This is a genomic window from Idiomarina loihiensis L2TR (assembly GCF_000008465.1).
In the GTDB taxonomy this organism is placed as follows: Bacteria; Pseudomonadota; Gammaproteobacteria; order Enterobacterales; family Alteromonadaceae; genus Idiomarina; species Idiomarina loihiensis.
Genome location: NC_006512.1, coordinates 403618 through 417094, shown reverse-complemented (window position 1 = coordinate 417094; position 13477 = coordinate 403618). Strand labels below are relative to the sequence as shown.

Here is a 13477-nt window from a genome sequence, read left to right as displayed (position 1 = left end):
TATGGCAACTTTACGAGTCAAACATTTAGCCAAAAGCTACAAAAGCCGACAAGTCGTTAAAGACGTTAGCCTGGAAGTAAGTCAGGGGCAGGTTATTGGTTTACTGGGCCCCAACGGGGCAGGTAAAACCACAACCTTCTATATGATAGTCGGTTTGGTTAATAGCGATAAAGGTCAAATTCTGCTGGATGACAATGACCTTACATTACTGCCAATGCATGAACGGGCACGCCGGGGTATTGGGTATTTGCCGCAAGAGGCTTCCATTTTTCGCAAATTGACCGTGCGCGATAATCTGATGGCTATTCTGGAAACTCGTAAAGAACTTTCAACCAATGAGCGTGAAGAACAGCTTGATGCTTTGCTCGAAGAGTTTCATATAGGCCACATAGCGAATAGCCAGGGCATGAGTCTTTCAGGCGGTGAGCGCCGTCGGGTTGAAATTGCCCGCGCCTTGGCAGCGGAGCCTACGTTTATTTTGCTGGACGAGCCTTTTGCCGGAGTTGACCCTATTTCGGTTATTGATATTAAAAAGATTGTTGAACATTTAAAGCAACGTGGTATTGGTGTACTTATTACCGACCACAATGTGCGCGAGACATTGTCTGTTTGTGAACACGCTTACATTGTCAGTCATGGTGAGCTTATTGCCAGTGGGGATGCAGAAAGTATATTATCGAATCAACAGGTTAGAGACGTTTACCTCGGTGAGCAGTTCACCCTATAACGTGATACCGGGACAGTCATTATGAAGCAAAGTCTGCAGCTAAAAATTGGTCAGCACCTGACCATGACGCCACAACTCCAACAGGCCATCCGCCTGCTGCAGCTTTCCTCGCTCGATCTTCAGTCAGAAATTCAGGATGCATTAGACAGCAACCCGCTGCTGGAGGTTGAAGGCGAAACGAGTAACGACGCGGATCAACCCGAAACTCGCAATATTGAAGAAAGAGACGACAGTCAGCGGGAAACATCCGACGTTATAAAAACTCAGGAAATGCCTGACGAGCTGCCGGTCGACAGCAGTTGGGACGACACCTACTCCAGTCATACCCCGGCCAACGGTGCGGCTTCTTCGGGTAAATCCTTCGACGGCGACTTTGAAGTCTATCAGGGCTCTACCAGCGAGTCTTTGCAGGATCACCTGCTTTGGCAAATGCAACTTTCTCATTTTTCGGAAGAAGACACCGCCATAGCTGAAGCCATTATTGAAGCCATAGACGACAATGGCTATCTAATGGTTGATGTTAATGAAATTATCGAAGCTGTGCGCCTACCCGAAGTGGAAGTAGAAGAAGTCTGCATGGTGCTTAAGCGTATTCAGCATTTCGACCCAATTGGTGTCGGCGCACGCAGCGTCAGTGAATGCCTTGCCATTCAATTACGTCAACTAAGCGACGACACTGAATACAAGCAGGTTGCTCTATGCTTAGTGACTGAACATATGGACTTACTTGGCAGTCGCGATTTTCGCACCATTCAGCGTAAACTGAAGCTATCGGAAGACGATTTACGTCAGACTATGCGGTTAATTCAACAGTTGCACCCGCACCCGGGCGAGCAAGTTGCGCAGCAACCCGTTGAATATGTTATTCCCGATGTGGCCGTTACTAAAAAAAATGGTCGTTGGATGGTCGAATTAAACCCGGACAGCGTACCTAAACTAAAAGTGAACGAAGAATACGCGGCCTTGAGTAAAGCAACAAAGTCAGTAGCCGACAGCCAGTACATAAAAAACCATACGCAAGAAGCGCGCTGGTTCATAAAAAGCCTGGAGAGCAGAAACGATACGCTGCTGAAAGTGGCCAATTGCATAGTACAGCGCCAGCAGGGCTTTTTTGAGCATGGTGAAGAAGCTATGAAGCCAATGGTTCTGAACGATGTTGCTGAAGCCGTGGATATGCATGAAAGCACAATTTCACGCGTAACGACACAAAAATACTTACACTGCCCAAGTGGCGTATTTGAGTTGAAATATTTTTTCTCAAGTCATGTCAGTACAGAGGGCGGTGGCGAGTGTTCAAGCACGGCAATACGTGCTTTAATTAAGAAGATGGTCGCTGCTGAAAATCGCAGTAAACCGTTAAGTGACAGTAAGATTGCTGAACTGATAGCCGAACAAGGTATCCAAGTAGCAAGAAGGACAATTGCGAAGTATCGGGAATCGTTAAACATTCCATCATCGAGCCAACGCAAAAGTCTTTTGTAACTTTGTTAACTGCAGAAGGAAGACGTTATGCAAATTAATTTGACCGGTCATCACATCGATATTACCGAAGCTCTGCGTGACTACGTGGACACAAAATTTGCCAAGCTGGAAAGACATTTTGACCATATAACTAATGTTCACGTCATCCTAAATGTTGAAAAAACGATTCAAAAAGCGGAAGCTACGCTGCACGTGAATGGCGGTGAGCTTTTCGCCGACGCAAAACACGAAGATATGTACGCGGCCATCGACGGTTTAATTAATAAACTGGACCGTCAGGTGATTAAACACAAAGAGAAAATGAAACAACATTAATCCATGCAACTGAGTGAATTGTTAAGCCCCGACTGCACCAAGTGTGCAGTCGAGGGCGCAAGTAAAAAGCGACTACTTGAAACCATTAGTCAAATCGTAGCCCCTAAGCTGTCTGGCATTACCCGTCATGACATTTTTGAGAGCCTGTTAAACCGTGAGCGTTTAGGCAGTACGGGAATTGGCTTAGGTATCGCAATTCCTCATGGCCGCTTACCTAATGCGAATCATCCGGTAGCGGTATTACTGACCTTAGACGAACCTATCGAATTCGATTCTATTGACAACCAACCTGTCGATATTATCTTCGCGCTTCTGGTGCCGGAGTCAGAGCACGAGAACCATCTACAAACATTGGCCACAGTGGCCAGAAGAATGAACGACAAAGACTGTACTCGCGCACTGCGCCACGCAGATTCTGATAAGGCGTTATATCAATTATTTGTGGGCGAAGGTGAACAGTCGCCATGCAACTGATCATTGTTAGTGGTCGCTCCGGCTCAGGTAAGACAATTGCCTTGCGCGTACTGGAGGACTTAGGCTTTTATTGTGTTGATAATTTACCAATAAGCCTGCTGCCAACTCTGGTGCATGCAGTCATAGAGCAGTATCAAAAAATAGCCATTAGCATTGATGTTCGCAACCTACCGGAGCACTCCGAAGAGCTGCTGGACTCTCTGAGCTTTTTGCCAAAAGGCGTTGAACCGGAAATTCTGTTTATTGACTCTGACGACAACACCTTACTAAAGCGTTTTGGCGAGACTCGTCGCCTGCATCCGTTATCGCAAAAAGAACTGCCTCTGCTAGAAGCGCTTCAGGCCGAACATAAAATGCTTGAACCCATTATGGAACGCGCAACCTGGCGCCTGGACAGCAGTGATTTATCGCTGCACCAATTAAGCGAACAGGTCACTGAGCGGGTGCTGGGACGAGCGGATAAAAAGCTGATTATTGTGTTTCAGTCTTTTGGCTTTAAATATGGTTTACCCAAAGACGCTGACTTTGTCTTTGATGCGCGCATTTTACCTAATCCGCACTGGCAACCCGAGCTTAAGCTGCTTACCGGTCTGGATACCGACGTGCAGATTTTCTTTCGTCAGGAACCTTTGGTGACTAAATTTATTTATCAGCTAGAAAACTTTCTTGATACCTGGTTGCCACACTTCCAGCGCAGCAATCGAAGCTACCTGACCATAGCTACCGGTTGTACCGGTGGTCAGCACCGCTCGGTTTATATTTCTCAGCAGTTAGCCGAGCGTTTTGAACAGAAAGCTGTAAAAGTTCAGGTAAGACACCGGGAACTGAAAACCCATGGATAAAGTTTGCAGAAAGCTAATTATTCGCAATAAACTAGGCTTGCACGCACGTGCGGCAACAAAGTTAGCGCAATTAACGCAGGAATTTGAGTCAGACATTACTGTCACTCAGGGTGAGCAATGCGTTAACGCTGCCAGCGTTATGTGCCTGATGCTACTGGCCAGTCAACAGGGTAAAACTGTTGAAGTCTGTGCCGAAGGAAAAGACGCACAAGCAGCACTGGATGCCGTTAGTGCTTTGTTTGAAGATCGCTTCGAGGAAGACGAGTAAGCATGATTGCAGAGCTTTCCGACAAAGAATATGCCATGCAGCGCATTCAGGAGGTTAACTCCGCGCTGTCCGATGGCATGTTCGTTGCTGCACGCCGTATGCTGCATAATATGCCGGCATGCGACGTGGCATTGCTGTTGGAATCCTCACCCCCCAAAAGCCGTTCCATTGTCTGGAAACTGGTTGACGTAGATGAACACGGCGAGATTCTTGAAGAACTGAACGAAGAGGTTCAGAAAGACATTATTCGTCAAATGGCGCCGGAGAATCTTGCGGCGGCCACCGAAGGCATGGACACCGATGACCTTGCCTACGTTCTGCGGGGCTTACCTGAGCCAGTCTATCAGCAAGTTCTGAAGTCCATGGACGAAAGCGACCGGGAACGTGCGGAAACCGCGCTCTCATATGCCGAAGACAGCGCCGGTGGTATCATGAACACCGATACCATCACCTTGCGCTCGGACGTCACTATTGATGTTGTGTTGCGTTATTTACGCCTTAAAGGTGAGCTGCCCGAAGCCACCGATAAACTCTACGTCGTGGATCGCCATGAAAAACTCATTGGCGAAATTACTTTAACCCAGTTGTTAACTATTGATCCCAGCCGTCGCATTGACGAAATTATGTCGGCCGACATTACCACCATCCCCGTGACTATGGATGAAACGGAAGTCGCAAAACTGTTCGAGCGTCATGACTGGGTATCTGCGCCGGTCGTCGACAATGAGCAGCAGCTGGTAGGTCGTATTACCATCGATGACGTGGTCGATATTATCCGCGAAGAAGCCCAACACTCCATGTTGAGTATGGCGGGTCTGGAAGATGACGAAGATACCTTCGCTCCGGTATTAAAAAGTACCCGCCGCCGTACCGTATGGTTGGCGGTAAACTTAGTTACTGCCTTACTGGCTGCCATGGTCAGCTCATTATTTGAAGACATACTGGCACAAATGGCTGTACTGGCTATTTTAAACACCATTGTACCCAGTATGGGCGGCATAGCCGGTAGCCAGACATTAACTCTGGTCATACGAGGTATGGCTCTGGGTCACATCGGCACCAGTAACTCCCGATGGCTTATCGGTAAAGAGCTGGCTATTGGTTTCTTAAACGGCATTATCTGGTCGGTACTGATTGCGGCAGTCGTCGCACTGTGGAAGCAAGACTGGCTGGTTGGCGGTATTATTGCCTTTGCCATGATGATGAACCTAGTCGCAGCCGCTTTAGCCGGTGCGACCATTCCGCTGGTTCTTAAGCGCTTTAATATTGACCCCGCGCTGGCTGGCGGGGTCATTCTGACCACTGTCACTGACGTGGTCGGTATCTTTGCCTTCCTTGGCTCAGCAACCTTGTTACTGTCTTAGAGACCTGGCTTTTTAATTGCCGGCAATACTCATTTGCTCTAATAACACTGAGCCGGTATGCAGCGCATGGCGTTCGTCGGTGTCATTCCCTATGGCAACAATGTTCGCCAGCATGTCTTTTAAGTTACCGGCAATGGTCACTTCTTCTACCGGATACTGAATTTCACCGTTCTCAACCCAGAAGCCGGCCGCTCCACGTGAGTAATCACCGTTGACCATATTTACGCCCTGCCCCATCAATTCGGTTACCAGCAAGCCCGTACCCATTTTTTTGCATAACTGCGCTAACGAGTTGTCCTGCTGTGTCACTCGCCAGTTGTGGATACCACCTGCGTGACCCGTAGGCTGCATATCCAGTTTGCGTGCAGCATAGCTGGTTAACAGATAGGTTTGCAGCACCCCGTCGGTAATGATTTCTCTATCCTTCGTCGCCAAACCTTCTGCATCGAACGGCGAGCTCGCCAGGCCACCGATAATATGCGGTTTTTCCTGAATGCTCAGCCATTCTGGCAGCACCGGCTTGCCTAAATGGTCGAGCAGAAAACTGGATTTGCGGTACAAATTGCCACCGCTTATAGCACTGACCATATGACCAAACAAACTCCCTGCCACATCAGCCCGGAAAATAACCGGTACTTTAGCTGTTGGTACTTTGCGTGCACCCAAGCGCGACAAGGTTTCTGCGGCGGCCTCTTCGGCAACACTCTCGGCAGATTTTAATTCGTGCATTTTGCGGGCAACAGAATAACTCATGTCGCGCTGCATTTTGTCGCCCTCTTTGGCTATCAGAACGCAACTAAGGTTATGTCGCGACTGTAAGTAACCGCCAATAAAACCGTGACTATTCCCATAAACACGAAAACCCGTGTGGCTGCCGTAATGCGCGCCGTCTGAGTTAACAATGCGCTCATCCAGGTTCAGCGCGTGTTTCTCACAAGCCAGTGCCTGCTTTATGGCATACTCTGCGCTCTGGTCACCCGGATGACACAAGTCTAAATCCGGTACATCGGTCGCCATTAATTCGGCCGGAGCCAAACCATTGTATGGATCCGGAGAGGTAAAACGGGCAATATCACAAGCCTTGTCGACGGCAGCGCTAATGGCCTGTTCCGACAGGTCTGTAGTCGATGCCGAACCTTTCTGGTTGCCTCTATAAACGCTAATGCCCAGCGCCCCATCCTGATTAAACTCGACGGTTTCGACTTCGCCCAGGCGGGTCCCGACCGAAATACCGGAGCTGTGACTGATTGAGCATTCAGCAGAACTGACGCCTTTTGCTTCAGCCAGTCGCAGTGCTTCTTTAACAGCACTCTCTACCTGCTTCATTTGAACCTGTAAGTCACTCAGTTGTACTATCAAAAAACTCTCCTCACTGCTAAACTGACGGCTTTGTAGCGCTAATGAATCGAACTTATGCCGAAACGCCCAGCCGAAAATCCTGAACAATCTGACGACTTCGTCAGCAAGTCCCAAAAAAAACGCGAAATGGCTGAACGCCAGGAGCTAGGGACTCAACTTGTCAATTTAACTGACAGCCAGTTAGCAAAAATGCCACTGGATGATGAGCTGCGCGATGCCGTTTTACTTGCCCGTAAAATTCGTAACAAGCACGAAGGCTACCGACGCCAGCTTCAATTTATTGGCAAGCTCATGCGCTTACGTGACATAGCGCCTATTGAGCAAGCCTTAAATAACTTAAAAAATGCGCATCAGCAGCAAACATCCATTTTTCACGAGATTGAAACAACTCGCGATAAACTGCTGCATGAAGGCGACGATGCTCTACAAGAATTCATTGAAGAGCACCCTCATGCTGACCGCCAAAAATTGCGTCAGCTTATTCGTCTTGCCGAAAAACAGCGGGCTGAACAAAAACCGCCTGTCGCTGCCCGTCAGCTGTTTGTTTATTTACGTGAACTGCTCGGTTAATACCGGGCAACTCACTTATTCGGTACCGCCAACCGTCATTGAATCCAGTTTCAGCGTCGGTTGCCCAACACCTACGGGTAGACTCTGCCCGTCTTTGCCGCAAACACCAACACCTTCGTCCAGCGACAGGTCGTTACCCACCATAGACACCTGAGCCATAGCTTCTGGTCCGTTACCAATAAGTGTTGCACCCTTTATCGGTGTGGTAATTTTACCGTCTTCAATTAAATAAGCTTCAGATGCTGAGAACACAAACTGTCCGGAAGTAATATCGACCTGACCACCGGCAAATTGCGGTGCGTAAATACCCTTTTTCACGCTGCCAATGATGTCTCCCGGACTACTTTCTCCGGCGAGCATATACGTATTGGTCATTCGCGGCATAGGTAAGTGAGCGAAACTTTCACGGCGACCGTTTCCGGTGGTTGCCTGACCCATTAGACGCGCATTCATTTTGTCCTGCATGTAACCACGCAATACGCCATTTTCTATCAATACGTTATAGCCACTGGGTGTGCCTTCGTCATCAATACTCATTGAGCCACGGCGATCATTCAGAGTTCCGTCATCGACAATAGTACAAAGCGGTGAAGCCACCTGTTGGCCAATTTTGCCGGAATAGGCAGACGAGCCTTTACGGTTAAAGTCGCCCTCCAGCCCATGTCCAACCGCCTCATGCAGCAGCACGCCCGGCCAACCAGAGCCCAGTACCACAGGCATATTGCCTGCAGGTGCAGGTTTCGCTTCTAAGTTCACGAGTCCTTGGCGTACGGCTTCTTCCGCAAAACGCTGCCAGCGGGCATTGCCGGACGCTTCATCAAGGAAAAACTCATATCCTACACGCGCTCCACCACCGGCACTGCCTCGCTCGCGGCGACCGTTTTGCTCGGTAATAACAGAACAGTTCAGACGAATTAGAGGTCGCTTATCAGTAGCCAACGTGCCGTCTGTCGCAGCAACTAAAACTTCGTCGTAACTGCCGCTCAAACTAACCACCACCTGGCTTACACGTGAGTCCTGTGCCCGCGCGTGCGCATCAACTTTTTTCAGCAATTCAATTTTTTCTTCTTCAGACAAAGTATCCAGCGGATTCAGCGCTTCATAGCGCGACTTAGCCTGCACCGACTTCAGGGCTTCAACCTTTTTGCTTTGCCCCTGACGCGCTATGCCGCGGGCCGCTTCGCTAGTGCGCTGTAACGCTTTTAATGTAATCTCATCGGCATAAGCAAAGCCAGTTTTCTCGCCCTGTACAGCGCGCACACCCATACCCGTTTCAATATGAAACGCGCCGTCTTTAATAATGCCATCTTCCAGCACCCACGACTCGTTGACACTGTGTTGTAAATAGATATCGGCAAAGTCAATATCACCGCTGTATAGCGTGGATAAGGCCTTGCTTATGTCGTCTTGTGACAATTCGTAGTCAGTTAGTGTCATGTCTTTTGTACAACCTCAAATTGATTTTGTTGCGCCACCGGCATTTGTTTTCGTATGGGTTCAATATCCGCTACGTCAACGCTGACAGAAACAACACCTTCATCCAGTTCCTGTTCTGCCAGTATTTCACCCCAGGGGCTGACAATAATTGAATGGCCAAACGTTTCACGACCATTTGCGTGCTCCCCCACCTGACCCGGTGCCACGATAAAAACCTGTTGCTCAATGGCGCGGGCGCGAACCAGCGCATGCCAGTGAGCTTTTCCGGTAACCTGAGTAAAAGCAGAGGGTAAAACAATGATTTGGGAGCCAGCCTGACGCAATGCTCTGAATAACTCTGGAAAGCGCAGATCATAACATACTGCCATGCCAACCACACCAAAGTCCGTTTCTGTGGTTACCACCTTACTGCCCGGCTGAGTCCACTTTGACTCGCGGTATTCCTTAGTATTATCAGCCACATCAACATCAAACAAATGAATTTTGTCGTAGCGATTGAGAATAGCGCCATCGGGGCCAAAAAGAATAGATGCCGCGGAGAATCGCTCACCGGCATCTACCGGCAGTGTACCGCCGACCAGATAAACCTCGTGCTTTTTCGCTAAGGCAGCCAGCTGTTTCTGCACCTCACCATCCTTGTAAGGTTCAGCCATCGCTAACTGCGCACGGTCACCGGCACCGAAGCAACTAAAGGCTTCAGGCAGCACCACCAGTTGCGGACGTGCGGCAGGAAGTTGTTCCAGCAGTTTAGCAACAATGGCTAAATTATCTTGCGGATCCGGGCGACTGCTCATTTGCAGCGCCGTCAGTTGCACTTGTGTCATCGTCTGCCTCTGAATCGGTTGAGTTCTCTTCCAATTCTGGCAAATCAACCGGGCGGCTGTCACGTTCTATTTCTTCAACCACCGGTTCATCAATAGTACCGGTGACCTGATAACGCAGACGCGAAATCACTTTCGCATCGTGCAGTACTTTGTCGATGAACAACGCAGCCAGGCCGCTGGGCGGGTTTACCATCCAGGCAAGAATAATCGGTAGGCTGGAAGTGACCTTCGGCGCATAGGTCAGGTTATAATTTAGCTCACCAGTTTTCATATTGGTCCAGCCACGAATATCCATATCTCCTGCGGATCCCAGTAATCTTGCATCTTCGGTGGTCGCAACACCGTTTTCGATCTGAACACTGCCAGTTAGGTCAGTAAAAAACATTCCCTGCGAAAAAATATCACGAAAATCTAAAGTCAGCTTTCGGAGAATACTGTCCAGGCTCAATAACGAAAAAATACGCGCGCCGCCGTCACTCACTTCGGCCAGATAGCCTTTTTCTAAATCCCAGACCACTTCCCCGCTCAGCGAACTCCAGTCTGGTTGATACAAGTGGTCACGCCAGTTTAAGTTAAAGTCAATAACGGCAGCACTGTCTCTTACTGCCGTTTCCAGACCATAGTCACGTAATAAATCACCAAGGTCTCCAGCCTCCAAACGTCCAGAAAGCGCACTTAAAGCCTGCTCGTCTGTGTAGCGCCAATAACCTGTTACAGCCAACTCATCACTACCCTTTTTAAGAGCCATTTTTTCTATACTGAAGCCGTCTTCAAGCGGAGCAAGTACTAACTCAACTTCGCCTAACTCATGCTCGTCAATACGACAACTGCGACAGAAAAAGTTAAGTGCTGGTACTTTCTCGAGCCAATTCCAGTCTGTCTTCTCGGTGGCTTCCGGAAGCTCAACATTGCTGCTTAACGCCAAATAATCCGCTCTTACGGTTATCCCTTGCTGTACAAAGCTTTCCGGAATGGTCGCGCTTAGCACCGCATTCTTAGCATCCACCCGGGCCTGCCAGACTGAGTTTTCTGGCCACACCTGGATATCCGCCTGAGCAAATTTCTGCTGTCCCCACTGTAACTGAGGCGTCTCAATACGAATGGAATCGGGCAACCACCCTTCCCCACTACCACTTTCAGTATCAACGTTTGAATCCCCGGCCAACGCATAAAGTACTGAGTACCACCGTCCGATATCTGCATGCGGAAGCTGTGCGTTTATCGCAAAGCCGTTAACCAGTTCATTCGCAGAGTTCACTTCACCAATATCCAGTCTGGCCATTTGCCAGCCTCCACTGCCCGGCTGCCAGCGACTATCCCAGTTAAGGCGCTGGTCAATACTTGCTCGTAAACGCAGTTCTTCTCCAGTCCCATTGAGCTGAACCGACAGTTGCCAGTTATCTCCAAAATCTTTTTGCAACGGCGCTGGAAGCGATGTCTCAAGACCGGTCAAATCAAACTGAGACTCCAACGCAACGCCGACATCGTCTGCGTTAAAAGTTAACAGGAGATTAGCTTCACCATTTACCGCTCCGTAGAAAAACGGTTTCCACTGTGGATAAGGCAATTGCTTAAATAAGGGTTCGCTTTGCCAGTCCAGAGTTGTATTCACATTCAGTAAGTAATCCGCCCCCTTTAGCTCTCCCGATACTTTCGTTGGTATAGGCATACCGTACCAGTTAAGGCGCAACCCTTCGGTACTAACCTTGCTGTTGTCGATTTTCAGAATACCTTCAGAAACCGTAAAATCTTGTTGTATGGCGTCAATATTAAAAGACAACCCGGCCAACGGAGCATCAACAGCGACATCGACATCTCGCGAGCTATTTAAGGGGATATCCAACTGAAAAGAACCAGAAACCTCTCCGCTCGGGTCAATTTGAATGAGCGTTTCGGTTACGCTGTCCAGCGGCGACTGCTCAAAAACAGGTAACAACGATTCACCCTTTCCACTAACACTAGCCTGAACCTGCAGGCCCTGCGAAGCATCTGCTAAGTCCTTAATTTGCGCGTCAACCCGGGTTACCTGCACATCTTCTATATGCCCTGCATCGGTCGACATGAACAAGCTTCTGTTATAAAAGTCGAGCTTTACCGGAGCATCGGCTAGCGGAAGCCAGTCTGGCTGAAACCGGTAGGTTAAATCATCGAACTCGACCCGCGCATTGAAGACACCTTGATTGGTCGCCGCCGGAAACTGAGTGACGGGACCGCGCCAAAGTAATTCCATGCCACGAGCCCGACCGGATACTAAGGCTGCGGAAAGATAGTCTTTGACTCCCTGACCCATAATTGATGGCAGCAACTTGCGGGCCGTGTCGACAGAAAAGCCCTGTGCGGTAGAAAGCAATAAGTCAATTTGTGGTGTTGTTTCACTGTCGCCGGACAAACCGCCACTGCCGGTAAGCTGAAAGTCGTCTCGCCGAAGTTGGAGCTGCTCTAAATTTACCCGCCAGTTATCAGCTTGTAACAACCAGGAGCCGGACAAATTAAAAGTATCAATATCCCACGCTTGCTTACCGGAAAGACTGTTTCCCGTAAGGCTAACGTTGTCACCTTCTACTTGCCACAAACCGTGATTCGACAAGCTGCTTATACTGACATCAAGGCCATTAAAACCAGGCCAGCGCTCATTTCCGTCGGCCGACAGGTTGTGGCTTTTTACAGACCATTGCTGGCCGGAGACAGGATGCAGGCGATAGCGCACACTGGCCTTACCCTTTAACCCCAGGCTCATGACCGATTCCGCTGATATATTAAAAGGCAGCAGAGGTAGTAACCCGGTAACCTCATCAATCGCGATATTATCCACACTGATATCGTGGATCTCATCCAGTTTCTGCCAGGCTATACGCGGTAATTCAAGATGACCTACCGAGGTATTTACTGTCATTGGCATACTGTTGAGTAGCCAGCCATTTTCTTCCGGCCGCAGCACAATTTCTCCCTCGGGTAACTGCAACCAGTTAAGTTCTTCGGAATTATTGTCTAACCAGGTAATACGGTTGTCTCTTAACTTAACTAATCCTTCAAATAATTGACCATTACGAACATCGAGCCAACCGGTAAAGTTTACGTTTGAAGCTTGTACGTCAATGTCGCCCAGTTGCTCTTCAAGCCAGGGACTGATATCAACGTTCTGTGAATTAACATAGAACTGACCATTAAACTCCGACCAGCGATCACCGCGCAAATCAATAATGAAATCCAGGCTATTAGTCGCAAAGTCTTCCATCCGGAATTGGCCAATCCCCTGGTGCTTTTTGCCTTCATTGGTCCAGGACAGTCGGTCAATATCAATTTCTCGCGTTACGCCCCGCAAGTTTGTCAGTAGCAACTCACCATTATTCAGTGAAAACTTCTCTAATTGCTGCAGGAATAAGCGGTTAACGTAGTCTAAATCTAATTTCTCAGCTTCGTTAGCTGCCGAGAATTTGCGTATATCTACCGCTATGCGGGCGTCATTAAGAATAAACTGCTGCGCAATGAGCTGTTGATCCAGTAAAGTTCTCCAGAAATCGAGTACCACATGAACCTTACCAACACGAACTTGCACAGGCGACTGCTCGCGTTCCAGCAAAACTAAATTATCCAGCACAATGGAAGGGCCTTCCCGGGTCCAGGCCATAGATAAGTCGCTAATGCTCACGGGTTGCTGGAAACGAGCCTCCAGCTGTTGTTCAAGTGGTTCGGTCAAATCGGGCAGGTATGGCAGGCTGTAACGCAATAAACTCAGGCCGACAGCAACCAGCACCAGCACAATAGCCAGCGTTAGCCAGAGTTTGTTCAAAATCCACGACAGTGTCCGCATGCGC

At 48.9% G+C, this 13477-nt stretch carries 12 protein-coding genes; 8 read left to right on the top strand and 4 right to left on the bottom strand.

The annotated features are described in order from the left end of the window. Window position 1: 1 nt before the first annotated feature. From lptB to mgtE, 7 genes are read left to right on the top strand one after another with little or no spacing between them, the layout of a single operon-like run. Window positions 2-727 carry an LPS export ABC transporter ATP-binding protein gene (gene lptB, locus IL_RS02025; protein ID WP_011233658.1) on the top strand — a complete coding sequence of 242 codons (726 nt, stop codon included), beginning with the start codon at window positions 2-4 and terminating at the stop codon, window positions 725-727. 21 nt (window positions 728-748) lie between these two features. After that, window positions 749-2209: an RNA polymerase factor sigma-54 gene (locus IL_RS02020; protein WP_011233657.1), complete on the top strand. Its 1461-nt coding sequence runs from the start codon at window positions 749-751 to the stop codon at window positions 2207-2209. 27 nt (window positions 2210-2236) lie between these two features. Beyond that, window positions 2237-2524, top strand: a complete 288-nt coding sequence (gene hpf / locus IL_RS02015; protein WP_011233656.1) for a ribosome hibernation promoting factor — start codon at window positions 2237-2239, stop codon at window positions 2522-2524. A gap of 3 nt (window positions 2525-2527) precedes the next feature. Beyond that, the gene (ptsN, locus tag IL_RS02010; RefSeq protein ID WP_011233655.1) at window positions 2528-2998 is read left to right on the top strand and encodes a PTS IIA-like nitrogen regulatory protein PtsN; all 471 of its coding nucleotides are present in this window, start codon (window positions 2528-2530) and stop codon (window positions 2996-2998) included. Then, a complete protein-coding gene (gene rapZ, locus IL_RS02005) occupies window positions 2989-3840 on the top strand; it encodes an RNase adapter RapZ (RefSeq protein ID WP_011233654.1) in 852 nt (283 codons plus the stop codon). The genes ptsN and rapZ overlap by 10 nt, the downstream gene beginning before the upstream one ends. Beyond that, the gene (locus IL_RS02000) at window positions 3833-4108 is read left to right on the top strand and encodes an HPr family phosphocarrier protein (RefSeq protein ID WP_011233653.1); all 276 of its coding nucleotides are present in this window, start codon (window positions 3833-3835) and stop codon (window positions 4106-4108) included. The genes rapZ and IL_RS02000 overlap by 8 nt, the downstream gene beginning before the upstream one ends. A 2-nt stretch (window positions 4109-4110) precedes the next feature. Next, window positions 4111-5472 carry a magnesium transporter gene (gene mgtE / locus IL_RS01995; protein WP_011233652.1) on the top strand — a complete coding sequence of 454 codons (1362 nt, stop codon included), beginning with the start codon at window positions 4111-4113 and terminating at the stop codon, window positions 5470-5472. 12 nt (window positions 5473-5484) lie between these two features. Here mgtE and pmbA read toward each other — a convergent pair whose 3' ends face one another. Next, window positions 5485-6831: a metalloprotease PmbA gene (gene pmbA, locus IL_RS01990; protein WP_011233651.1), complete on the bottom strand. Its 1347-nt coding sequence runs from the start codon at window positions 6829-6831 to the stop codon at window positions 5485-5487. A gap of 54 nt (window positions 6832-6885) precedes the next feature. Between pmbA and yjgA the strand changes: the two genes are divergently transcribed. Continuing rightward, window positions 6886-7401: a ribosome biogenesis factor YjgA gene (gene yjgA, locus IL_RS01985; RefSeq protein WP_011233650.1), complete on the top strand. Its 516-nt coding sequence runs from the start codon at window positions 6886-6888 to the stop codon at window positions 7399-7401. 15 nt (window positions 7402-7416) lie between these two features. Here yjgA and tldD read toward each other — a convergent pair whose 3' ends face one another. From tldD to IL_RS01970, 3 genes are read right to left on the bottom strand one after another with little or no spacing between them, the layout of a single operon-like run. Continuing rightward, window positions 7417-8838, bottom strand: coding sequence for a metalloprotease TldD (tldD, locus tag IL_RS01980; RefSeq protein ID WP_011233649.1), 1422 nt, complete (start codon window positions 8836-8838; stop codon window positions 7417-7419). After that, entirely contained in the window at window positions 8835-9662 is an 828-nt protein-coding gene (locus IL_RS01975; RefSeq protein WP_231378618.1) for a carbon-nitrogen hydrolase family protein, read from the bottom strand. Before IL_RS01975 ends, tldD begins: the two co-directional genes overlap by 4 nt. Then, window positions 9604-13473, bottom strand: a complete 3870-nt coding sequence (locus IL_RS01970) for a YhdP family protein (RefSeq protein WP_011233647.1) — start codon at window positions 13471-13473, stop codon at window positions 9604-9606. Before IL_RS01970 ends, IL_RS01975 begins: the two co-directional genes overlap by 59 nt. Window positions 13474-13477: the final 4 nt, after the last annotated feature.

Bases quoted from the DNA above. Each gene is read 5' to 3' on its own strand.
- lptB (WP_011233658.1), top strand. From the start codon at position 2: ATGGCAACTTTACGAGTCAAACATTTAGCCAAAAGCTACAAAAGCCGA.
- IL_RS02020 (WP_011233657.1), top strand. From the start codon at position 749: ATGAAGCAAAGTCTGCAGCTAAAAATTGGTCAGCACCTGACCATGACG.
- hpf (WP_011233656.1), top strand. From the start codon at position 2,237: ATGCAAATTAATTTGACCGGTCATCACATCGATATTACCGAAGCTCTG.
- ptsN (WP_011233655.1), top strand. From the start codon at position 2,528: ATGCAACTGAGTGAATTGTTAAGCCCCGACTGCACCAAGTGTGCAGTC.
- rapZ (WP_011233654.1), top strand. From the start codon at position 2,989: ATGCAACTGATCATTGTTAGTGGTCGCTCCGGCTCAGGTAAGACAATT.
- IL_RS02000 (WP_011233653.1), top strand. From the start codon at position 3,833: ATGGATAAAGTTTGCAGAAAGCTAATTATTCGCAATAAACTAGGCTTG.
- mgtE (WP_011233652.1), top strand. From the start codon at position 4,111: ATGATTGCAGAGCTTTCCGACAAAGAATATGCCATGCAGCGCATTCAG.
- yjgA (WP_011233650.1), top strand. From the start codon at position 6,886: ATGCCGAAACGCCCAGCCGAAAATCCTGAACAATCTGACGACTTCGTC.
- tldD (WP_011233649.1), bottom strand. From the start codon at position 8,838: ATGACACTAACTGACTACGAATTGTCACAAGACGACATAAGCAAGGCC.
- IL_RS01975 (WP_231378618.1), bottom strand. From the start codon at position 9,662: ATGACACAAGTGCAACTGACGGCGCTGCAAATGAGCAGTCGCCCGGAT.
- IL_RS01970 (WP_011233647.1), bottom strand. From the start codon at position 13,473: ATGCGGACACTGTCGTGGATTTTGAACAAACTCTGGCTAACGCTGGCT.